We start from the raw sequence: 25,084 nt of genomic DNA on the forward strand, positions 1-25,084 counted from the left end.
TTTTTGTTTGATTTTTCCTCAATGAGGAAGGAGTGTAGCGAGCTACATGACTGACGAAGAGAGGGAAAAGCGGCAAAAAGGCTCCGCCTGAAATATAAAGTTTTAAAAGTATTCATATACGTAATAATTTTTACGACTTACTTAATGAGTGTTACCTGCCGGATAACAAAACTCGCCGTACCGGAAATATCCGATACGGCGAGTAAGTATATTCATAAGAGCCGTTGAAATCTACACCGGCTCCACGCCAATCAGTCGACGAGCCAGCGCGGGTCGCCAGCCTCGTTGATGAATATCAGCGACGAGTGGTCCTTCACGGTAAGGTCGCCGCCGTCGGGATTCACAAACAGGTCGGCTGCAGCCGCTCCTACGCTTGTGGCACGAATCTGAGAGCCACCAAGGCGGTAGTCGGTAGTAGCGTAGTTGTTGGAGAATGTAGTGCGTGTGCCGGAGCCAAGCGAGAGCAGCTCACCCATGTCGGAGGCAATCACAGTATTGCGCACAGTGACTGTGGAGCGCTCGGTGTTGGTAATGTCGATAAGACGCTGGTTGATGCAGAAGTCGTAGAATGTGACATTCTCTATGATGAGATTTATCGGATGGGACGACTGAGAGTGATTGACAAGATTGCCCCAGCCGAAGCGTGTATCCTGCTTGTAGCCGCCACGCGAGAATGTGGTGTTGCGTATGGTCAGATTGTCAATCTGGTCGTAGGTGCCGATCTCACCCTTGTTGCCTGAGCCGAATGCGAATGTACCGTAAGTACCGCTCTGCCATCCGCACTGGTCAAACCAGCAGTTGTCGATTTCGATATTAGAAATGTGCTTGGTACTTGCACCCTGATGACGCCAGAAGCCACGACGTATATAACGGAAGACACAGTTGGTAAACGATGCAGTCTCCAGCTCGTAGGGATTTCCGGAGTTGAAGAAGTACTGGTTGTCGGCCTGATTGCGGAGTTCAACGTTCTCAAACGAGAATGAAGCGATGTTGGCGTTGGCGGCAGTACTCCATGTGCCGTTCATGACGATTACCGGGCGGTCGCCGGTAGCAGGGCCATGCAGCACGAAGCCCTTCTTGATGGCAAAGGGAGTGATGGTATATGTAGTACCGGCGAGGAGATCGTATACGGTGCCTTCGGGAGTCTCGGGATCGTCGTTGGCGGCAATCAGCATGGCCGAGAGGTCGTCGGTAGGCTCTACCTCTACAGTGGCAGGGGCAGGACCGGTGGTACGGAGCGATACGGCATTGTAGGGCTTGTCGTATTTACGCGGCTTGGAGGTGTCATATACATTGACTGTATACAGAGTGGAGGGTGTAAGGCCGGTAACGTGTATCTCGCCTGTCTGCTTCTCCTCGGATGTGACGTAACGGGTTACGGAAGGTATATCGGATGAAATGGCCGGAACTACCGAGAAACTGTCGACGGGATTGGCAGCGTCGACACGCCAGCGGATTATAGCGTCGTTGTCGCCGATTTCAGTTTTTGACACACCCATAAGAATCTGCTCGTAGTCGGGACGCGCTTCGGTAGAGAAGTTGCAACGGGCCCACTGGGAATTGTTGGCAGGGTTGGCCGCATTGGAGCGCACTCTCACATAGAATGTGGTCGAGTAAGGTATATCCTCGATTGTCACATATGGGTCGGTGGTCTCCAGCTCCATGAACAGGCGCTGATAGTAGCTGTCTTCGAAAAGCTGTACGGTATAGCCGACAGCGGCGTTGACCTTGTACCATACAAGCGTCATATCGTTGTGGTTCTTGACGGTGACTTCGGGGCTTGTGGCGAAGCGGGGCTGGAACAGGTCGCCTCGCGAGGTAAACTTGTCATCGTCGTCGCAGGCAGTGAAAGCGAGCGCAATCGCCGCCATGGCTGCAAAACGGAATATATTGAATTTCATAAGTCTGAGCATGAAAGGTGAAAATTAACGATAACCGTACTGCTGCTGTATGCTTCCCTTGTGGGTAGTGATGATACGGCTGGGATAAGGACAAAGATAACGTACAGGGATATCGGCAGTGACTCCTGAGGCATTATTATAATTAATGTATCCGCGGAAACTCCACTTCACATCGGCATGCAACTCATAGTCGCCGGTCTCGGCATTGCGGGTCCACCAGTTCTTGGCATAGTCCTGCTGGTCGCGCCATCCCTCTGATGCGGGGTGATCAACATCCTCTCCGTACTCCTTGAAGCCACGGAACTCAAGGGTTGTGCGTCCGGCATCGTCGGTGCTCTTGCGCATGTAGATTACGTCGCGCACATCGTCGCGTGTACCGATACCGTTGGCACGCTTGCCCCAGTCGGTGAGCTTATTATAAAGGTATATCAGAGTTTCGGAATATTTGTTCCAGCGTGCGAGGTCATACTTGCGGATGCCTTCACCGCCGAATTCCCATGCGCGCTCGTCCATGATGGCCTTGAAGAATGCGTCGCGGCCGGCAAGACCCTCGACATATGTCTCGACCATCTCGCCATAGAGCGAGCTGTCGAAAGCACGGCGGCGCACCTTCTTGAGCGCCTCCTTGGCGTCAGCAGTGGGGCCGTTGAGTTCATTCTCAACCTCGGCATACATCAGGAGCACGTCGGCATAACGCATACGCACGGCGTTGATGCCGGTAGAACCGGCTATACCCGACATCATATTGTCAAGGTCCATCTTCATCTTATTCCACTTGCCGATATTCCAGCCCGACACACAGCTCTTGCCGAAGTCGGCCTCCTGGTTGAGGTCCTCGTCGTACTTGTAGGGAACGCAGGTGACATCGAGACGCAGGTCGCGCTGATCGAAGGTGAAGGGATAGAGACCACAGAAGTTGATACGGTTGGTAGCCTGTCCGAACTGATGGCCGGGACGATCCTCGTTGTAGCCGATAGTCACACCTACGTTGTAGCCGTAAGAACCATTGCCGTCCTTCATCATCGGCACCTCAAATATGATATCACCGTCGCGGAGCACCTGCCAGCGGCATTCGCGTGCCCACATCTCGGCAAAGCTCTCGCGGTCGAGCGAATGGCGGTTTTCAGAAATCACCTTGCCGAGATATGTCTTTGCCGTACGGTAGTAGTCGAGATAATCGTCGGCGCGGGTCATGACACCTGTCGAGCCGCCGGGGCGCAGGGCATATCCGCCGCGATAGAGGCAGAGCTGACCGATAAGCGCCTGGCAATACTCACGAGAGGCGCGTTCCACACCTTCGGTAATGTCGGCTGCGGGGAGCATAAGATTCTCCACACCGATAAGGTCGTTGATGAGATTGGTAAGAATCACATTGCGGTCGGTGACACCCTCTCCGTAGAAGTCGATACCCACCTTGGTCGACTCAGTGCGGTAAGGGACATCGCCCCATGTGCGGATAAGGTCGAGATAGAGCATTGCGCGCAGACACTTGACCTCGCCATACATCTGCTGCATCATCGAAGGAGTGCCGTTGACCTCGGCCGAGAAGAGCGGCGACTGCTCCATGTTCTCCACAAAGTCGTTGCAGTAGTTGACGGCCTCATAGGCTGCATTCCATGTCTTTTCGAGCGAACCCCAGAGGGCGCGCATGTCAAAGCAGTTTACTTCGTCACCGTTGCCCGAGGTGGAGTTCTGGTTGCCGTTTGCCTTCATCTCGACATCGGTGTTGGTGTTGAAAGTGTAGGGCCAGGCAAGACCGTAGAGGTCGTTGGCGGTGAGCTTTGTGTAGATGGTGTTGAGCATCGCCTTTGTCTCGTCCTCCGATGAGAATATGTCCTCGTTGGTAATCGACGAGTCGGGACTTACATCGAGGAAGTCCTCGCAGGCTGAGAGCGACACGGCTATCGCGCCGAGAGCTATATAGCGGAATATATTGAGTTTCATGACTGTGAATTAGATGAGATTAGAATGCGAGCTGCACACCGAATGTGTAGGTACGCGAACGGGGATACATGTTGTAGTCGATGTTAGGCGAAGTGCCCTGGCCGATATTTACCTCAGGATCATAGCCGGAGTAATTGGTGATGGTGAAGAGGTTGTAGCCGGTGGCATAGAAACGGCACTTCGACATGTGCAGATGGCGCAGCAGCGACTTGGGGAGCGAGTATCCGAGAGTAAGAGTCTGGAGACGCATGAACGAACCATCCTCAACGCCATAGGTCGAGATGAACGACTTGGTCATGTTGGCGGGATTCCACATAGTGGCGTTGCGGTTGTAGTAGGCCATCAGCTCGGGGTTGCGGTACATATCGTTGCCCATCTCGTCGTAGCGGTGCCACATGCCCGAGAATTCAGCCGAGAGGTTGCGGTAGGCACCTGTGCTCGACGGCATGAGGCTCATGTTGATTTTGTTGAGGTTGATTACGTCGAACCCTGTCATGAAGTTGAAGAACGCAGCGAGGTCAAATCCCTTGAAAGTGGCGTTGAGACCGAATCCGCCCGAAATCTTCGGAGATGTGTTGCCGATAAACTGGCGGTCGTCGGCGGTAAGCACATTGGCATTGGGGTCGTCGGGATCGACTTTGGCAGTCTTCTTGAATTTGGGCGAACCGGGAGCAAGGTTGCCGGCGAGCAGCGAGCAGTCGATAACACCGGGCTTGAGGGTATAGGTGTTGGCCTCGGAGTCGAAGGTGAAATCATCAACGGTATAGAAGCCGTCGTTGACATAGCCGTAAATCTGGCCCATCTTCTGGCCTACACGATACCAGAACACGTCGTCGTTGACATCGACTTTGGGAGCGGTGGTATAGAATGACTCCTCGCCTTCCGAAAGTTTGTCAATCTTACCATTGTTGAAGCCGATGTTGAAGCTGGCGCTAAGAGAGTAGTCGCGTCCCTCGAGAATGAATCCGTTGAGGTTGAGCTCGACACCGCGGTTGGATGTCTGGCCGATGTTGGTCATCATCTGAGTGAAGCCTGTATCGCCGGGAATCTGTGTGGCGAGCAGGAGGTCCTTGGTAGTATTCCAGTAGACATCTACAGTACCGTCGAGACGTCCGTTGAACATACCGAAGTCAAGACCGACGTTGCGGGTGATTGTAGTCTCCCACTTTACGTTGGGGTTGACGGGGTATTTGCTCTGGAATTCGTAATATTTTCCGGAAGGGAGAAGGCCTGAAGCCTTTGATGCGTCGCCCTCCTTATAGAGCTTGATGTAGAGGTCGGAGTCGATACGGTCGTTACCCGACATACCGAACGACAGACGCAGCTTGAGATTGGAGAGCCACTGGTAGTTTTTGAGGAAGCGCTCGTTGGAGAGACGCCATGCGAGAGCCGCAGCGGGGAAGAAGCCCCAGCGGTTGCCGCGGGCAAACTTTGAGGAACCGTCGGCACGGAGAGTTACGGTGGCGAGGTAACGGTCGTCGTAAGAGTAGTTGACTCGACCGAACCAAGAGAGAATCCTGATGTCGGACGGATGAGTCCAGGTGTGGCTCAGGAGCTCACCGAGATGACGGTTGGCAAAAGCGATGTTGGCGTTGACCTCCTCGTCGGTGGCAAGTCCGAACAGAGCGCCGCGCAGGTAGCCTACATAATCCTTGTTGGTATTCTCTTGCTGGCTCTTCATTTCCTGTCCGGCCATGAGCTGGAAGTCATTGGCGCCAAGGTCGAAGTTCCAGTTGAGCACGTTGGTCATCTGCCATTTGTGGCGACCCTTAAGCTGGTCGGTAAGGTTGGGACCTACAGTCTTTGAGTTGCTGTTGGAGTTGGCGGCGTTGAACTGGCGGTCGCTTTCGCGGAAATATTCGTAGTAGAATTCATTGCGCAGGGTAAGGCCCTTCTTGAATGTCCAGGTAAGTGCACCGCCGAGGTTGATGAGGCGCGACTTGCGGCGACGGTAGTAACGGCGGTTTGTCTCGAGGGGATCGTAATGGAAGTATTCAACGAAAGTATCGTCATCGACGATTTCCGAGTTGTCGGGTACGGATGTATAGTCCTGGAGTCCGTTGGTAGGCTGCTCCTGGAGAGCTGTAAGGAGTGATATACCCTCGGTGCCGCGGCCCGAGAGTGTCTTGTCCATATAGCGTGTGCGCCACTCGATACCGAGCCACTTGAAAGGCTTGTAGTTGAGGTTGAGGTTGGCGTTGTTCTGCACGAGGCCGTTATCGGGCATCACCGACGGCTGGTCCTGATGCATGTAGGATAGTTTGTACTTGAACTTGTCATTACCGCCGTTGATGCTGGCGTCGAGCGACCACGACACGGGATGTGTGCCGAAGATGATGTCCTGCCAGTCATAGCCTTCCTCGCCCTGGTAGATATACATTTCATAGGGCTGGCCGAAGTTGGCTGCATAGCCGTTGCCGGCACTTGCGCCTTTGGGGCGGATGCGCTCGTAGTTGGCCCATACGAAGTCGTAGGGTTTTAGCACGTCGATTTTGTTGGAGAGTTCAGCAGTCTTCACATATGCGTTTACCGACACCTGTACCTTGCCTTTGTTGGCTTTCTTGGTGGTGACGAGCACAACGCCGTTGGCGCCTCGCGCACCATAGATAGCTGTCGATGCGGCATCCTTAAGCACCTGGATGTCCTCGACATCGGTAGCGGGCACATCATTGAGCGAGCCTTCGAAACCGTCGATAAGCACGAGGGGCTCGTTGCTCTGGGTAAGCGAGCCGCCGCCACGCACACGCACGGTAATCTCGGCGTCGGGCGAACCGTCGGCGGTAGTAACCTGCACACCGGGCATACGGCCTACGATAGCCTCGCCGACGTTGGCTACCGGCATGCGCTCGATGGCCTTGGCATCGACCGAAGCCATGGAGCCGGTAAGGTTGCCTCGCTTCTGGGTACCGTAACCGATTACCACAACCTCGTCCATAAGGGTCGAGTTGGTCTCAAGGAGGATATCTATGCCGGTGGTGCGCCCTTTAAGAGCAACCTCTTTGGGGTTGTAGCCTACCGAGCGTACTTCCAGCACCGCTTTTTCGGGATTTACTCCCGAGAGAGTGAAGTTGCCGTCGAAGTCGGTGGCTGTAGCTATGGTTGTGCCTTTTACCTGCACGGTAGCACCGATTACAGGGCCGTCGGGGTCGTTGACAGTACCGGTGACGGTGGCAGTCTGAGCCCATGCTCCGGCCGTGCAGGCCAGGAGCATGAGAAGTGTAAGGATTATCTTGTTCTTCATAACTGTGTTTCCTATGGGGGGGTTAGAGGTTAAGGCTCGAGATGATTTCGTCGAATGTCATTGCGGCTTCGTCGGGCTCGGGGGTAAAGCCATAGGCTTTCATAGTATAGCCCTTGGCGCGGGTATTGCCTGAAGCATTGACGGTAGCGTTGGAGTTGGTTACCATCCATGTGCCTGCACCGTTCTTCGAGCTGCCGACAAGACAGTCGGTAATGGTGACGGTAGCGGTAGTCGTGCCGGGCGATACATTGCACAGGGTAAAGTTGCCGCCGCGAGTGTCAAGGAACTTACATCCGTCGAACTTCATTGTCACAGGTCCGTCGGTCTTGTCGAGACCCTTCATGAAGAATATCGAGCTGCCGAAATTGCCATGGAACAGACAGTCGGTGAACTCCCAGTTGTAGATTGGTTCGACACGTGCCGCCGGGAGATTGAAGAGCGGATTGCTTCCGGCCACAAAGTTGGTGATGGTACACCTTTCCATACGGAATTTATGTACAATCTGGCTGCGGTCGGTAGCGGCTACCTGATTCCATATGATACCCTGGTTCCAGCGGTTGGGGAATCGGCAGTTGACCAGAGATACCTCCTGCAGGGTAAATGTATTGCGGTTGATATTGAACAGACGGGCCGAGAGTCCGGAGAATTCGATATTCTCGAAATGAACACGGTCGAATGTGCCGCTCATTGTGAACGAGTTGACCGTAACGACTGCCTCCGACTGACCGTAACCGGGAGTCTGACCGAGAATCGAAATCGACTTGGTAAGGGTGTTGGTCGATGTGCCGCCAATCTTATATGAAGCCGATGCTTTCAGGAATATGCGTATCTCGTCGACTGAAGGGTCGGCAGCCTGGGCCTTGATTACATCGTCGATTGACTCGCCGGGAGCAACATATGTGTAGCCCTCGGGCACCTTAACCTCTGTCGAGGGATAGAGGGTAGACTCTGTCCAGCGGTTGGGGCCAAGCACGATGTTGTAATTGATGGTGACGCGCTCGTCGGGGTTGTTGAGCATGAACTCGACTACCGTAGTATCGTTGGGTGCCACCTTGATGGGATCGACACCCTCGAGAGTGCGGGTCTTCACAACCTCGCCGGCATTGTCGAGATAGTCGAGGCGTATGTCAAGCGGCTGATCGGAGCCGAGAATCATTGCATCCTCGGTAAATCCGACACCACCCGATGAAGTGTCCTTCTCACGCACGAGTTCGTAGGACTCTCCGAGCACAACCTCGGCGCGTCCTACATGGTAGGCTGTGACAGGAGTAGTGATGACCGTGCGTATGGCGGCATAGCTCTTGTCGGACTTCACGTCGGTAGAGCGCAGACGCAGCATACCTGTACGGGTCTTCAGCTCAAGTGTCATCGGACTGCCTGCGCTATACACTACCGGAGCGGAAACGGCAAATGTCTTGCGAGTCTCCGGGTCCTGCTCTATTACCTGATCGTTGAGCGAAGTCGGCGGATTGAGATATGTCGACTGGTTGGTGGCGAGCACGAGGTACTCTCCGCTCTCAAGCGAGAAGCGGTAGGACGACTGCATGTTGCGATAGTAAGAGCCGTCGGTGAGATATACGAATATAGGGCGGTTGTTGTTGGTCGGGTCGACTTTGTTGTCGGTACCGTAGTAAGGACTCCACGGCTCACCGTCAAGAGTCATCTGCAAGTCGCGCATCACCGCCGTGTCGTAGGCTTCCTCCTTGCTGCATGATACAGTCACGGAAGCGGCGGCTATCGCCAGCATGGCTATGCCGCAGTTGATATATCGTTTCATATCGATGGTGTCGGTTGATTAAAGGTCTGAAATAGTGACGGTAAGCGGCGACATCGCAGAGCGTGCCCACTCGTCAGCCATATAGTTGATGTCGGTCACCGGTACTTTCAATGTGTATGCCGCTCCGGATGTGTAGGGAGAGTTTACATCGAGGTCGCTCGCAGAGGTGTTGACCTGCACGCCGGCCTTCATATAGCTGAGGCTCAACGCACCGTTGACACCGGTATTGCGGGTCTCGAAGGTGTATATGGTAGCACCATACTTCGATGCTGCGTCGACCGACACAGTCACCTCTGAAAGCTGTGCCTGCATCTTGCTTACCAGATACGCGTCAGCCACATTCTTGAATGTAACGTCGATGCGGTCGAAGTCGGTCTGCGAGGCAAGGAGCGCCTCACCTTCGGGGGTGTCGTTTTCGGCGGCGGCGAATATCAGCTTCGACACCACACGTCGCATTTCAAGAGATACCTCAGCCACCGATTTGTCGGTGGAGAAGCGTACCGGACTTGTCAGCCATACATCGCTTCCGCCCTTCGGGTCGAGATGTATCATGGCTGTCTCGCAGGCTTCCTTGTCGGTAACACCGCTCGCATTGGCCACCGCAAAAGTCTGGTAGGTTTCTCCCAGAGGGAATTCGAAGTCGACACGCGGATTGCTGACATCAAACTCCTTCTCCATAAAGAGTGTTGACCCACGACGCTCTACCTTGTAGACATAGACCGTAAACTTCTGAATCCCGGCCTGGATAAACTCAGACGCGGCGGCACGTGAAAGCGCCATTGTCACTGTGGCTCCCTGGCCGGGCACAGACGCATCGCCCAGACCGAGGTCAGAGGCTGCATCATCAACACCCTGCGAGCACGCCGTAAGAGTTACGGCACACCCAATCATGAGCTTTGAGAGTGATTTGATCATGATATTATTGGTTTATTTGGTTTAGATTACTTTTTATGGATATTTGCACACTTAAGCCAAGGTATCAGCCATGACTCAGGCAACATAAGTCAATGCCGCAGAATCGGGCAGAGGCTTAAATCACCTGTGCAAAATTCCGAAATAAAAAAGTAAGTCGGGGTGAATTTTTGACGTATTGGGCGTAAATTTAATATATTCTCCCGACAGAAGACACTCCCGGGCAGTGTTTTAACTTTTTAACATAATATATGCTTTAATTACCGACAAATACCATAATGAGTGTGAATAAGGCTATCATAAGAGCTTGTGAAATAATCATCAAGGTAGAAATATTGACACCGCCGGCCTCTCACCCCCTTTATAATGTATTTATTTTTATTTAGTGATATTTGCAAATCATCAGCCGATTTTGTTACTTTGCAATTAGTATTTTACGAATTGCAGGGCTAATAATTTATTCACATCTTTTACGCAGCCATGAACATAGCAGTGACAGAAAAAGACACATACATATGCCGGGCACAACGCTCGATTGCCACAGCAATAATGCTCATAGCCGCAGCGATACTGTATATTAATGTATCAGCGCAACCTTATTGCAGAGTGCGCACCTATCGCACGTCCGACGGGTTGCCGTCGCACAATGTATCCCGTATCGCGCAAGATTCCAGCGACCTCATTTGGGTGTCGACATGGGGCGGACTGTCTAATTTCGACGGCAAGAATTTCATAAGCTATCGTTCGGGTGAACGCAACGGCACTCTCCCCACCAACCGCATCACCGCCATATGGCCCGACACCCACGGGCGCCTGTGGATGCATCTGTATGGCGAGCTCCCCTACTACCTCGACATCGCATCCGGAAAATTTGTAGCAGTGAGCGACGATATCGCCATGAAGACAGGCGGCGAATATCATTGCAGGGCCATATCAGTAGCGCCCGAGGGGATATGGATGATAGGCTCGAGAGGCAAGCCGACAATCAGACTTAACGCCAAAGCGCCATCCGACACGGCCTTGATGGAGATATGGGACACAACCCATATGGCCTCTATCGGCGCACACCACATAACAACGGTGAAAAGCACCCCGTCGGGGCTTGAATGGATATTCACCGACACCGGTATCAGCCTATATGGCACCGACATCCATGCCGACGGTGTATTCATGGAGCCGGTCGAACTCGGCGGAAAAGATTATTTCCTTACCACCGACGGTCGGGCATACGTATACAATGCCGGGAAGCTCACAGCAATCGCTGCCGTGCCGGGGCGTCCCGGAGTAAGCGCCGGACGACGGCTTGACGACAACCGCATAATGGCGGCAACATCATCGGGGATAGCCATTTACGACATCCCCGCCAACCGATGGAGCATAATTGCATCGCCGGGAGGTGAGAAAATCACCGACCTGTACGTCGACACAAAGTCGCGCATATGGGCATTTGCAGAAGGTGGAAAGATACTGCTCACCGAGCCGGGGAGCAGCACCGCAAGATATATCGACACCGAAGAGAGCATGACACCAGTAACGGTGTCGCGCAGACCATTGTGGCTTGAAGACCCTACCGGCACGGTTTGGCTCGCACCTCGCAACCGCCCCTTCGGATATTTCAGCGAATACAGCGGCAAGGTAAAGCCACTGCCACTGGTATCGCCACAGCTCAACTACTCGGCCATCCCATCAATCGAGCGATACTTCATCGACAACCAGTCGAACCTCTGGCTCAGTGGCGCGCACGACCTTACCTGTGTGACATTCGGACGCCGAAGCATCAACACAATCCCGCTTGAACGCAACGAGGAGGTAAGGGCACTTACCGTAAATGATGACGGGACATTGCTCGCCGGAACAGCCACAGGCATAATAGGATGGTTCGACCACGACGGAAAGCTCAAAGGATATCTGACACAGACAACAGCCCCCGACGGCACTCCAAAAGCAAAGATATCGCAATCGCCACAGCCTTTCGCCTACCGCATATATTCGATACTTACCGACTCAAAGGGCACTACATGGATAGGCACCAAAGGCAACGGCTTATACACAATCGACCCGCAAGGAAAAATCACAAACTACCAACGCACCGCCGACCCCTATTCGGTAGGCTGCGACAGCATATACCAGGTGGTGGAGGACAGCCGCGGAAGGATATGGCTGGCCACATATGGAGCCGGTGTGCACATGGTGAGACGCGACTCCACAGGAGGATACCGGTTTATCCACCGGGGCAATGATATGAACGGATATCCCGCCGACGGATTCAACCGTGTGAGACGCGTGGAGGAAGGCCCCGACGGGGTTATGTTTCTTTCGACTACCGAAGGCTTCCTTACAGTCGACGGAAATAGCGACGACGCGCCCTCGATGCAGTTTTTCCGCACTATCCACTCGGAAACCGACCCGTCGTCGCTGCTCACGCCCAATGTGATGCAGATTCTTTCTGCCAAGAAAGGCCGTATATATGTAGCAACAATGGAGGGGGTACAGATTGTAGCGGAAAAAACTCTGCTTAAAGACAATCTGAAGCTCAAACCTATAGCAATGCCCGCCACATCGTCGTGCATCAACAATGTGCTTGCACTCGGCGAGACTCCCGACGGGCGTATATACATAGTACGCGAGTCCGACATCGTGGCATACAATCCGTCGACCGGAGCCGACCGCACACTCAGCCACACCGACAACGCAGAGTTTACCGAAGCGCTTCCGGTATATGACGGACAGAATCTGTGGACCGGAGCGCTGAACGGACCGGCATTCTTCTCCCCCGACAAGAAGATACCCGGCTTAGAGACTCCAACGATAATAGTCACACGTGTGCTCCACGGCACTGACGTCGGAACCGAACTAAACCCCTCGGAAATAACCGTAGCAGGCAACGAACGTAATATTACCGTGGAGTTTGCCGCGCTTGACTATGCCGATACCGGAAGCCTGCGCTATGCCTACAGGCTCGACGGCGACACATTATGGCACAATCTCGGCAGCGAAGGTAAATTAAAATTCAACCGCCTCTCCCCGGGTCATCACACCCTGTATCTGCGTAGCACAAACAGCTCGGGACACTGGGTGAACAATACACGCAAAATCAGCCTGAACGTCGAGCCGTCATTCTGGGAATCGTGGCGTGGCACCGTAGTGATACTGCTTATAATCCTCGCCGTGGCCGCAGCGGCCGTACTCGTATACATGCAGCGGCGCGACAATGTGCGCATGTCGGAAATCAATGAGCAGCAGCGGCGCACTCTCGAGGAAATAACCCGCGTGATGCACGAACAGGCAGTGAGGGCACAGGCCGCACGCGAAGCCGAGGAGGCACGCGCCAGAAATCCGCAAGAGCCTCCGGCGCCGGCACCACAGGCACCTGACTACAGGCTCGAATCTCCCACCATCATCGACGAAGACCAGGAGATGATGCAGCGCCTGCTGAAATTCCTCGACACACGCATCGGCGACGAAAATCTCAAGATAGAGGAGCTGGCCGAGGCTGTCAACATGGGCCGCACCGTATTCTACGGTAAGATAAAGGCCCTTGTAGGCATGTCGCCGAGCGATTTCCTGCGCCGTCTTCGACTGCAGCGAGCCCAGGAGCTTATCGCCAACAGCCGCATGAGCTTCTCTCAGATTGCATTTGCTGTCGGATTCTCCGACCCTAAGTATTTCACAAAATGCTTCAAAAAAGAGACCGGCATGACTCCGTCGGAATTCCGCAGCCAGAACCAGTCGGCCGACAACAAGGCATAACACATCTCCATACCCCAGTATAAATCAAGGCCATCATAGAGCATGAAACGCTATGATGGCCTTGATTTATACTGCATAAGTAAGTCGTAAAAATTATCTTATATTTCCGGCGAGAGGATTTTTGTTTGATTTTTCCTCAATGAGGAAGGAGTGTAGCGAGCTACATGACTGACGAAGAGAGGGAAAAGCGGCAAAAAGACTCCGCCTGAAATATAAAGTTTTAAAAGTATTCATATACGTAATAATTTTTACGGCTTACTTATCCTGACGGATACATTACCGCCGGATGAATCGCCGTGGGATTACAACCCGAAAGCCGCACGCATGTCGTCGACGCGGTCGAGTTTCTCCCAGGTAAAGAGTTCTACCTCGCGTGTGAGGGCAGGATTGCATTTGCTGTGCCAGGTGACAGTCTCCGGGCGGCGTCCTACATGGCCGTAGGCAGCTGTCATCTGATATATCGGGTTGCGTAGCTTGAGACGCTGCTCGATAGCATGCGGACGCATATCGAAAAGTGAGCTTACTTTCGCAGAAATCTCCGCGTCGCTCATGGCTACATTGGCAGTGCCGCGTGTATTTACATACAGACTTACCGGCTGCGCCACGCCGATAGCATACGCCACCTGCACAAGCGCCTCGCGCGCCACGCCGGCGGCCACGAGATTCTTTGCGATGTGGCGTGCGGCATATGCGGCCGAACGGTCGACCTTGGAGGGGTCTTTGCCGGAGAATGCGCCGCCGCCATGTGCGCCACGGCCGCCATAGGTGTCAACCACAATCTTGCGTCCGGTAAGACCGGTGTCGCCATGCGGGCCTCCGATTACAAACTTGCCGGTCGGATTGACATGGAGTATAAGAGTTTCGTCAAAAAGCGCACGGATACTCTCGGGAAGCACGGCCTTCACGCGCGGCAGAAGTATATCGCGCACATCGGTGCGTATCTTGTCGAGCATCAGTCGGTCGGCCTCGGCCTGCGAGGCAGTATCTTCGGCGGGAATAAACTCATCGTGCTGCGTCGACACCACAATAGTGTGGATACGCACAGGCTGATTCTGAGTGTCATACTCGACAGTCACCTGGCTCTTGGCGTCAGGACGCAGATAGGTCATCTCGCGCCCTTCGCGACGTATTTTAGCCAGCTCTACAAGGAGAATATGGCTGAGGTACAGCGGCAGAGGCATATAGTCGGGAGTCTCGTCAATAGCGAAGCCAAACATCATGCCCTGGTCGCCGGCACCCTGGTCTTCCTTTATCTCGCGGTCTACTCCGCGGTTGATGTCGGCGCTCTGCTCATGGAGAGCCGACAGGATGCCGCACGCGTTGCCGTCGAAGCGGAGTTCGCTGCGGTCGTAGCCTATATCGGTAATCACCTTGCGGGCTACTGCCTGCAGGTCGATGTAAGCCTCGGAATTGACTTCTCCGGCTATTACCACCTGGCCCGTGGTGACAAGAGTCTCACATGCCACTTTCGACTCAGGGTCCTGGGCAAGGAATTCGTCGAGAACGGCGTCGCTGATCTGGTCGGCAACCTTGTCGGGATGACCCTCGGACACCGATTCGGATGTGAAGAGATAATGATTAATGTCCATATATTCAGAAAATATGTTGATTTGCAAAAATACGACGGAAGGGTAAAAAAAATCTCCGTCACCGGCGTAGGATTCAAGCCGGAGCGGAGTGAAATATGCATTAACAACCTCTGTCGTAACATTCATGCAACTTTCCTGCATGAGTACAAGCGGTTTTAGCATTTTTTTCGGTGGTTGCAAGCAGCCAAATTTGTCCACCCGGATTGATATCGTGGCGCAAAGTTACATCTTTTATTCATAATTACAGTCATCCGGAACAATAATTTTATTGAGAGAGACCAACAAAATGACATTTTAAACAACTCATATAACATATTATGAGAAAAAAACGCTATATTTGCACGCTGAAAAATAGCGTTAAATTTCAAGTTTTGAAAAAGCGGGAAATCTGACGGCGTTTTTTCGCAGACACTCTGCGTGCCACCCGGATGCATCACACATCATGCCGGCGTTCAGATAAAAGCGGAATCATATTAACTACTTTAATCATATCATCTTAACCAACACATGCAAAGCAAAGGTACGACCGGAAGCGCCATTTCCGGTGTAATAGCAATCTTCCTCGTGCTCGTGTGTCTGTTCTATCTCTCATTTACGTGGGTCACAAACCGCTATGAGAAGAAAGGCCAGGAGTACGCGCTGGCAATCGCCAATGGCGATGCCAATTCCGAGGCTTACACAAAGGCTTACAAGAACTACATCGACTCAATCGGAAAAGAGAAGGTGTATCCGGTATTCGGCTATACATTCAATCAGGTACAGAAGATGGGCGTAGGCCTTGGCCTCGACCTGAAAGGAGGTATGAACGTAATCCTCCAGGTAAGCGTGCCCGACATTCTGCGCTCTATCGCCAATGCCGACGACAACAAGACATTCAACCGCGTACTTGCCGCCACCGACTCGGTAGTGAAGCGCACCAAGACCAGCGACTATGTTGCTGCATTCTTCAAGCAGTACAAGGAGATGGAGCCGGGCGCCGACATGGCCGTAGTATTCAAGAACGTGGCAAAGCGCGGTGAAAGCGCCGACCAGGTGGAAGCTACCGTAAAGCAGGAGGTAAAGGACCGCGTGAATTCCTCTACCAACGTGCTCCGCAACCGTATCGACCAGTTTGGCGTGGTTGCCCCCAACATCCAGGAACTTGAAAAGGACGGTCAGATTCTCCTTGAACTTCCGGGCGTAAAGGAGCATGACCGCGTACGCGACCTGCTTAAGGCATCGGCCAATCTCGAGTTCTACGAAGTATACAACCTCGAGGACATACAGAGCCAGCTTATGGCCCTCGAGAATGCCCTCCGCGCCGACAGCACAGGCGTAGCCAAAACATTCTTCGGCTACTTTGACGGTCAGGGCTATGCAGGCACACCCTACATCGGTATGGCCACACAGGCCCACCGCGAGGTTATCGACTCGATTCTCGCTACAGCCACCGCTGCCCGCATCCTCCCCTCCAACCTGAAACTCCGCTGGGAGGTGAAGCCCCAGGAGGTGACATATACCGACACCGTAACCAACACTACACGCAAGGCTGACATCTACCAGCTCATCGCTCTCAAGAGCAATAACGGCAAGCCTGCCCTTGGCGGAGACGTAGTGACCAACGCCACAAGCGACTTCGACAACATGCAGGGCAACTACGTAAGCATGGAGATGAACAGCGAGGGCGCAAAGCAGTGGGCACGCGTCACACAGAACAACCTCGGCAAGCCCGTGGCTATCGTGCTCGACGAAGCCGTATACTCTGCTCCGCGCATCAACAGCGTAATCGAGGGCGGACGCTCTCAGATTACCGGCAACTTCTCTGTCGACGACGCAAAGGACCTTGCCAACGTGCTCAAGTCGGGTAAAATGGCAGCTAAGGTTGATATCGTAAGCGACACCGTTATCGGCCCGTCACTCGGCAAGCAGGCAATCCACGACGGATTCCTCTCGTTTGCAATAGCCCTCGTGCTCCTCATGGTGTTCATGATGGCATTCTACGGTGTAATCCCCGGCCTCATCGCCAACATCGGCCTTATCTGCAACCTCTTCTTTACATTCGGCATCCTCGCCTCGTTCCAGGCTGTGCTTACCCTCTCCGGTATCGCCGGTATCGTGCTCGCCCTGGGTATGGCTGTTGACGCCAACGTGCTTATCTTCGAGCGTGCCAAGGAAGAGCTCCGCGCCGGAAAGAACATCCATCAGGCTATCGCCGACGGTTATGCCAACGCATTCTCCGCCATCTTCGACTCCAACCTCACTTCGATTATCACAGCTGTAATCCTGCTCCTCTACGGTACAGGTCCCATCAAGGGCTTCGCCACCACACTTATCATCGGTATCGTCTGCTCATTCTTCACAGCAGTGTTCCTTACCCGTCTGGTATTCGTGGCATTCGGCAAGACCAAGCCTTTCCTCAACCTTACCTTCACCACTCCCCTCTCGCGAGGCAAACTTGAAAATGTAAACTTCAACTTCCTCGGCGGACGCAAGGTATCGTTCATGGTAGCGCTTGCATTCATTGTAATCGTTGTAATATCGCTCTTCGCCCGCGGACTCAACCAGGGTATCGACTTCTCTGGCGGACGCAACTATATCGTACAGTTTGACCATCCTGTCAAGACTACCGATCTTCAGCAGAAGCTCGCCCCCATGTTCCCCGATGCATCGCTGTCGGTAATCACCATCGACAACGACACAAAGGTGCGTATCTCAACCAACTACAAAATCAACGAGGAGACTGACGGCGTAGACAAGGAGATTACCGATATTCTCTACAAAGGCCTGCAGAGCGAACTCGGCGGCATGACCCTCGAGGACTTCTCTACAACCAACGAGAACATAGGTATACAGCAGTCGCAGAAGGTAGGTCCTACCATCGCAGCCGACATGAAGAAGAACGCCTACATTGCCGTAGTGCTCTCGCTCATCGCGATGTTCCTCTACATCCTGCTCCGATTCCACAATGTGGCCTTCTCGGTAGGCGCCCTTGCAGCCGTTGCATTCACCGCATTCACTGTAATCGGATTCTACACCCTCTTCTGGGGCGTACTTCCCTTCTCAATGGAAATCGACCAGTCGTTCATAGCCGCTATTCTTACCGTAATCGGATATCAGATCAACGATACCGTGGTGGTATTTGACCGTGTGCGCGAGAACGTAGGTCTCTATCCCAAGCAGGACTTCTTCACCACCATCAACAAGTCGCTCAACTCGACTCTCGGACGTACAATCATGACATCGGCTTCAACCGTACTCGTGCTCCTTTGTATCTTCATCCTCGGTGGCGAGGCTATCCGCAGCTTCACATTCGCAATGCTCTTCGGTGTGATTACCGGTACGCTGTCGACAATCTACATCGCAGCTCCCGTAGCTTATCTCACCGACAAGCGTCGTGCAGCCAAGAAGTAAATCTGCAAACACAGCCATAATTAAATAGAATCGCCCCGGCCGTTTCGGTCGGGGCGATTTGTATATAGGATTTTATATATTAGTCATTTAAGAAGCGACATGATCGTACATCCCGACGGCCGGGAATAGCATCCTGCCGTTAAGAAACTGTTTAAATTCAAGTTTCTAAGGCCATCACGCCTTGCCGGTGATTATCGAACGGATATCATGCAGCTTGTTGAGAGCCGCCATCGGGGTCAGGTTGTTGATATCAAGAGTGAGTATTTCATCGCGTATCTGCGACAGCACAGGGTCGTCGAGCTGGAAAAACGACAGCTGCATGCCACCCTCCACGGCAGGAGCTGTAATATCCTTGCCGATATCGTCGCGCCGGTTGGAGGCCTCAAGCTGATGAAGCACCTGCGTGGCACGCTCTACTATCGACTTAGGCATGCCGGCCAGACGTGCCACATGGATGCCGAAACTGTGTTCGGAACCGCCGCGCTGGAGTTTTCGCAGAAACACGACCTTACCGCCTATATCCTTTACCGATACATTATAATTTGCGATACGGGCATACAATGCCTCCATGTCGTTGAGTTCGTGATAGTGTGTGGCGAAAAGCGTCTTGGGGCGCATACCCGCATACTCATGTATATGCTCTACAATAGCCCAAGCTATAGATATACCGTCATAAGTGGAGGTACCGCGGCCGAGCTCGTCAAACAGTATCAGCGAACGCTCGCTCATGTTGTTGAGTATCGAGGCTGCCTCGTTCATCTCCACCATGAATGTCGACTCGCCAAGCGATATATTGTCGCTCGCTCCCACGCGGGTGAATACCTTGTCGACAAGCCCAATACGTGCTGACTCCGCGGCCACAAAACATCCGGTCTGTGCCATTATCACATTCAGTGCTGTCTGGCGCAACAGCGCCGACTTACCCGACATGTTGGGACCGGTAATCATCATTATCTGCGTAGCGTCATTCGACAGGTTTACGCTGTTGGATATATATGGTTCATCAGCCGGAAGCTGCTTCTCGATGACGGGATGGCGCGCTTCGTTGAGCTCTATCACAAGCGAGTCGTCGACCACAGGCCTGTTATAATGGTTTTCGAGAGCCACACGGGTAAACGCGGCAAGCACATCGAGCCGCGCCAGCATATGTGCGTCAAGCTGTATGGCCGGTATATACTCGGCCACAGCCGCCACAAGATCGGTAAAGATACGTGTCTCGATGATGGCTATACGGTCCTGTGCCCCGAGTATCTTCTCCTCATAGTCCTTCAGTTCCTGAGTTATATAGCGCTCAGCGTTTACGAGCGTCTGCTTTCTTATCCACTCCTGAGGCACCTTTGCCTTATGGGTGTTTGTGACCTCGATATAATAGCCGAACACATTATTGTATCCAATCTTAAGGCTCGGTATGCCTGTGGCTTCGATTTCGCGCTGCTGCACCTTCATCAGGTAATCCTTACCCTGATAGGCTATCTCGCGCAGCTCGTCGAGCTCGGCATCGACGCCGGGGCGCACCACCACACCGCGATTGAGAGCGGCGGGAGCGTCATCGACAATCTCACGGGCGATACGGTCGCGGATACACTCACACGGGTTGAGCTGCTCGCCTATCGAGCGCAGCGCGGTAGTGGCCGACTGCATGCACATGGCCTTAATCGGTGCCACGGCACGCAATGCGTCGCGAAGCTGCACCAGTTCGCGGGGAGATACCCTGCCTACAGCAACTTTGGAAATCACACGCTCCATATCTCCCGCCTGCTCCAGACCCTCTTTCAGGAGAGAGCGCTCGTCGGGATAACGCATGAAGCCCTCCACCATATCCAGACGCGCGTTGATAGCCTTGACATCGGTAAGGGGGAAGAGCAGCCAGCGACGCATCAGGCGGGCACCCATCGGAGTGACTGTGCGGTCAAGCACCTGCAGCAGACTGCGGCCATCCTCGCACAGTGGCTCAACAAGTTCGAGATTACGCACGGTAAACTTGTCAAGCCTCACATATGTACCCTCCTCTACCCGGATAAGTTTGGTAATATGCCCTGTCTGGGTATGATTGGTGATGTCGAGATAATGGAGTATGGCCCCGGCAGCCACTATAGCCGCATGCATACCGTGCACGCCAAATCCTTTCAGCGAGGATGTGGCAAATTGCTTAAGGAGACGATCGCCGGCGGCATCATCGGTAAATATCCAGTCGTCAAGCTCAAAGCTGAGCAACTTGCCTGAGAATTTCTCTTCAAGCATACGCCGGTTGCCGCGCTCGACAAGAACCTCTTTCGGAGCGAAGTTATTAATCAGTTTGTCGACATAGTCGGCATCGCCCTCTGCGGCGAAGAACTCGCCGGTAGATATATCGAGAAACGCCACACCGATTGCTGCCGAACGTGTGAAATGTACGGCTGCAACGAAATTATTCTCCCGGTGGTTGAGCACAGTATCGCTCACAGCCACACCCGGAGTCACCAGCTCGGTAATGCCGCGTTTTACAAGTTTCTTTGTCAGTTTCGGGTCCTCAAGCTGCTCGCATATCGCCACACGCTTTCCGGCGCGGACGAGTTTAGGCAGATAGCTGTCAAGAGCATGGTGGGGAAATCCCGCAAGCTCCACATACTGGGCGGTACCGTTGGCTCGGCGTGTCAGCGTAATGCCGAGAATCTCGGATGCAACTATTGCATCGTCGGAAAATGTCTCATAGAAGTCACCAACCCTGAAGAGCAGTATCGCATCGGGATGCTTACCTTTCATCTCGACATACTGCCTCATAAGGGGCGTTTCAACTATTTTTTTAGCCATTTATTTTCATCTGTTTATTATGTAAAGTTACGATTTTAGCGCCGTACGTGCAAATTCAGAGAAAAAACAGTAAATTTGCCATTATGCGAATTTTTCAATCATTAGAAGGCACAGTCCTGATTGGACTGTGCGCCACAGCCCTACCGGTATGGGCACAGAAAAACGAAACTCCGACCTCCGACAAGCCTAATATCATATACATAATGTGTGATGACATGGGATATGGCGACTTAGGCTGCTATGGCCAGAAATACATACGCACGCCTCATATCGACAATATGGCATCCGAAGGCATGCGCTTCACACAGGCCTATGCCGGAAGTCCGGTAAGCGCTCCGTCGCGCGCCTCGTTCATGACCGGACAGCACTCCGGCCACTGTGAGGTCAGGGGCAACAAGGAATACTGGCGCGATGTGCCGATGATGAAATACGGCGACAACGATGAATACACTGTTGTAGGACAACATCCGTATGACCCCGGACACATTATCCTGCCCGAAATAATGAAGGACAACGGCTATACGACCGGCATGTTCGGCAAGTGGGCAGGCGGATACGAAGGCTCCGTGTCAACTCCCGACAAACGAGGCATCGATGAATTCTACGGCTACATCTGCCAGTTTCAGGCCCATCTGTACTATCCCAATTTCCTCAACCGCTATAACCCCGCCAAGGGCGACACTGCGGTCGTGCGCGTAACGATGGAAGAGAATATCCCCTACCCCATGTATGGCGACGATTATTTCAAGCGTACACAATACTCTGCCGACATGATACACCGTGAGGCCATGGACTGGCTCGACCGTCAGGAAGCCGGCCGGCCATTCTTCGGCATACTTACCTACACACTGCCCCACGCCGAACTGGCACAGCCCGGCGACTCCATACTCATCGACTATCAGCGTCAGTTTTTCGAAGACAAGACCTGGGGCGGACAGGAAGGCTCTCGATACAACCCGTCGGTACATACCCACGCACAGTTTGCCGGAATGATTACACGCCTCGACCATTACGTAGGCGAGGTGCTCGCAAAACTCAAAGAGAAAGGCTTTGACGATAACACTCTTGTAATATTCACAAGCGACAACGGACCCCATGAGGAGGGTGGAGCCGACCCGGAATTCTTTGGCCGCGACGGACAGTTGCGCGGACTCAAGCGCCAGTGTTACGAAGGTGGCATACGCGTACCGTTCATCGCACGCTGGCCCGGTAAGATACAGGCCGGAAGCACCACCGACCATCAATGCGCGTTCTACGATATAATGCCCACATTCTGCGACCTCATCGGCATTGAAAATTATACTGAAAGATATGCCAACAAAGAAAAAAGCACCGACTATTTCGACGGCATATCATTCGCGCCCACATTAATGGGTCTCGACGGACAGGCTGACCATGAATTCCTGTACTGGGAATTTGACGAGACCGACCAGATAGGCCTCCGTATGGGCAACTGGAAGATGGTTGTAAAGAAAGGAGAACCTTATCTCTATGACCTTGCCACTGATATCCATGAGGACAATGATGTCGCGGCCCAACATCCCGACATAGTAGACCGCATGACAGAGATAATCCGTGCGCAGCATACTCCCAACCCCCATTTCTCCGTCACCATCCCTTGACCTACTGCCTGAGAAAAATGCATAATCCCGGGGAGAATTCAGTATCGCATCTGAAAAACCTGCTTATTTCAACAAACAATCACAAAAAAAACAGCGCCAAGTCTTGCAAATAATAAAATAATATTTTACCTTTGCATCGCAAAAGCGCATCGGGGTATTAGCTCATCTGGCTAGAGCGCGACACTGGCAGTGTCGAGGTGAGCGGTTCGAGTCCGCTATACTCCACGAAAGCGAATTCAGAGTAAAATCTGAGTTCGCTTTTTTTATTACACATGCCCATAAATCGCATATGATGGAGATAGAGTAATTCGGGCGCATGGTAAAAAATTCGATTAAAAAATTCAAGATACAGTATATGACACACAAGCAATGCATTACTATTCCGCAGAATCGGCAGGACAGAGAGCTGACAATCTGCGGAATAGTGACATTAGCTATTAATAACCGGTTTTAAATTTACTTTATTTTTGAGAGGAGTTTGTATCATATATAAATTCAACCAGGTTTGAGGGTCGACCGAAAAATTTATTGGGATTAATCGGAGGGCTTCAGTATGGTGGCGAGACGCGCTACGCCCTGTGTGGCCGGCAACGGAAGGACTGTGACACCTGCCGGAACCGATGCGGGATGCGGGTCGATATAGTACACCGGGGTGCCGGGACGCACGTAATTGAGGAGACCGGCCGCAGGATAGACGTTGAGCGACGTGCCTATCACGACAAACACATCAGCCTCGCCCACGAGCCGTATGGCCGGTTCGATGTTGGGCACAGCTTCCTGAAAAAATACAATGTGGGGTCGCACATGGTGCCCGTCGATGATGGTATCGGGAGTAGTATCGAGCGCCTCAGGATGAAGGGTATATACTTTTGTCTCATCATCAATGGCGCGCACCTTCATAAGCTCGCCGTGGAGATGAAGCACATTTTTGCTTCCGGCGCGCTCGTGGAGGTCGTCGACATTCTGAGTGATGACATAAACATCGTACCACTGCTCGAGATCTACCAGCCCGAGATGCCCGACGTTGGGCTCAGCCTTGAGCAAATCATGGCGACGCTGATTGTAAAATTCATGTACAAGAGCAGGATTTGCGGCGTAGCCGTCGGCGCTCGCCACCTGCATTACGGGATATTTCTCCCAAAGACCGCCGGCATCGCGGAAGGTGGAGATTCCACTCTCGGCACTCATGCCGGCACCGGTCGATATGACAAGTTTTGGCTTCATGATATTTGACATTTCCGTATTGTTGCAATCAAAAAAAGCAGTCGAGGCCAACAAGGCCGATACGTTGTATCTATCGCGCTTGTCGGCCTCAACCGTGTATATTAGAGCAGTAATCAGTGGCAACCACCGCAGCTGCCGTCGTTGCAGCCACACTCGCCGCCTTCGTCGGAACCGCAGCCTGAGCAGCCTCCGCAACCACCATGGGCCGGGTGGAGCTCTTCAGGAGTAGCCTCGCGCACTTCGGCAATAGTGCCCTGGAAGCGCACATCCTTGCCGGCGAGGGGATGGTTGAAGTCCATCACCACCTCTTTATCGGTGATTTCAAGCACTTTTCCGTTGATACGGTATCCCTCGGCAGTCATCATAGGGATATAGTTGCCTACGATTACATATTCATCGTCAAATTTTCCCTCGACCTCAAAAATCGACTTGTCAAGATGGGCCACCTGCTCAGGATCGTGAGGACCGAAGCCTTCGGCCGCACTTACCTTCACATCAAATGTATCGCCTTTCTTAAGACCTTCGATTGCCTTTTCGAGGGGAACGATTACGCCCTTGGTTACTCCGAACACGATGCGCTCGGGGCTGTCGGGCTCTACTTTGTGTACAAGTTCTTCACCTTCGGGTGTAACTACAGAGAGGTCATATACCATCTCCACGTATTTTCCGGGTTCGATTTTTTCCATAATTATATTTTGTTGAATATTGATTTATCGGGTAATTAAGAGCTTGTTTAATAATAAATGTTACCGTCAGGGCGGTCATTCGTCGAGCAGATTTTCGCTTGTGATGAGGGAGTTATGGGGTTCCATAACGACCGAAGAGCAGGCGGAAAGATGCCGGCGATTGACCGACTGGAGGTAATTTGTTTAACATCGTTGATATATTTTTGCATTTATTTCAAATTCAGCAAGAGATTGAGGAATTATAAAATTACCGGTTGT

Annotated in this window: 12 protein-coding genes and 1 tRNA gene; 4 read left to right on the top strand and 9 right to left on the bottom strand. The window is 52.8% G+C overall.

Going from position 1 to position 25,084, the window contains the following annotated elements; translation table 11 throughout:
- Window positions 1-251: 251 nt before the first annotated feature.
- The 5 genes from K2I50_RS09785 to K2I50_RS09805 are packed head-to-tail and all read right to left on the bottom strand — an operon-like array spanning window position 252 to window position 9,778.
- Window positions 252-1,901 carry a DUF5123 domain-containing protein gene (locus K2I50_RS09785; RefSeq protein WP_301026140.1) on the bottom strand — a complete coding sequence of 550 codons (1,650 nt, stop codon included), beginning with the start codon at window positions 1,899-1,901 and terminating at the stop codon, window positions 252-254.
- A gap of 24 nt (window positions 1,902-1,925) precedes the next feature.
- On the bottom strand, window positions 1,926-3,845 hold the full coding sequence (locus K2I50_RS09790; RefSeq protein ID WP_301026142.1) for a RagB/SusD family nutrient uptake outer membrane protein: 1,920 nt from the start codon (window positions 3,843-3,845) through the stop codon (window positions 1,926-1,928).
- A 19-nt stretch (window positions 3,846-3,864) separates the two neighbouring features.
- Entirely contained in the window at window positions 3,865-7,086 is a 3,222-nt protein-coding gene (locus K2I50_RS09795) for a SusC/RagA family TonB-linked outer membrane protein (protein WP_301026143.1), read from the bottom strand.
- A 22-nt stretch (window positions 7,087-7,108) separates the two neighbouring features.
- Entirely contained in the window at window positions 7,109-8,863 is a 1,755-nt protein-coding gene (locus tag K2I50_RS09800) for a hypothetical protein (protein ID WP_301026144.1), read from the bottom strand.
- Between the two features lie 18 nt (window positions 8,864-8,881).
- Window positions 8,882-9,778, bottom strand: a complete 897-nt coding sequence (locus K2I50_RS09805) for a hypothetical protein (RefSeq protein ID WP_301026145.1) — start codon at window positions 9,776-9,778, stop codon at window positions 8,882-8,884.
- Between the two features lie 477 nt (window positions 9,779-10,255).
- Between K2I50_RS09805 and K2I50_RS09810 the strand changes: the two genes are divergently transcribed.
- On the top strand, window positions 10,256-13,525 hold the full coding sequence (locus tag K2I50_RS09810; RefSeq protein ID WP_301026146.1) for a helix-turn-helix domain-containing protein: 3,270 nt from the start codon (window positions 10,256-10,258) through the stop codon (window positions 13,523-13,525).
- Window positions 13,526-13,827: 302 nt separating this feature from the next.
- Here the strand turns inward: K2I50_RS09810 and metK are convergent, their stop codons facing one another.
- Entirely contained in the window at window positions 13,828-15,114 is a 1,287-nt protein-coding gene (gene metK, locus K2I50_RS09815; protein WP_301026148.1) for a methionine adenosyltransferase, read from the bottom strand.
- Window positions 15,115-15,621: 507 nt separating this feature from the next.
- Between metK and secD the strand changes: the two genes are divergently transcribed.
- Window positions 15,622-18,504, top strand: a complete 2,883-nt coding sequence (gene secD / locus K2I50_RS09820; protein WP_301026149.1) for a protein translocase subunit SecD — start codon at window positions 15,622-15,624, stop codon at window positions 18,502-18,504.
- Window positions 18,505-18,678: 174 nt separating this feature from the next.
- On the opposite strand, the gene mutS is transcribed toward secD, so the two are convergent.
- Window positions 18,679-21,294, bottom strand: a complete 2,616-nt coding sequence (gene mutS / locus K2I50_RS09825) for a DNA mismatch repair protein MutS (protein ID WP_301026150.1) — start codon at window positions 21,292-21,294, stop codon at window positions 18,679-18,681.
- Between the two features lie 83 nt (window positions 21,295-21,377).
- Here mutS and K2I50_RS09830 point away from each other — a divergent pair, with 83 nt between their 5' ends.
- The gene (locus K2I50_RS09830; RefSeq protein ID WP_301026152.1) at window positions 21,378-22,916 is read left to right on the top strand and encodes an arylsulfatase; all 1,539 of its coding nucleotides are present in this window, start codon (window positions 21,378-21,380) and stop codon (window positions 22,914-22,916) included.
- A gap of 151 nt (window positions 22,917-23,067) precedes the next feature.
- Window positions 23,068-23,141, top strand: a tRNA-Ala gene (locus tag K2I50_RS09835).
- A 309-nt stretch (window positions 23,142-23,450) separates the two neighbouring features.
- On the opposite strand, the gene K2I50_RS09840 is transcribed toward K2I50_RS09835, so the two are convergent.
- The gene (locus K2I50_RS09840; protein WP_301026153.1) at window positions 23,451-24,140 is read right to left on the bottom strand and encodes an SIR2 family NAD-dependent protein deacylase; all 690 of its coding nucleotides are present in this window, start codon (window positions 24,138-24,140) and stop codon (window positions 23,451-23,453) included.
- A 113-nt stretch (window positions 24,141-24,253) separates the two neighbouring features.
- The gene (locus K2I50_RS09845; protein ID WP_301026155.1) at window positions 24,254-24,826 is read right to left on the bottom strand and encodes an FKBP-type peptidyl-prolyl cis-trans isomerase; all 573 of its coding nucleotides are present in this window, start codon (window positions 24,824-24,826) and stop codon (window positions 24,254-24,256) included.
- Window positions 24,827-25,084: the final 258 nt, after the last annotated feature.

It is taken from the genome of Muribaculum sp. (assembly GCF_029051885.1).
GTDB lineage: Bacteria > Bacteroidota > Bacteroidia > Bacteroidales > Muribaculaceae > Muribaculum.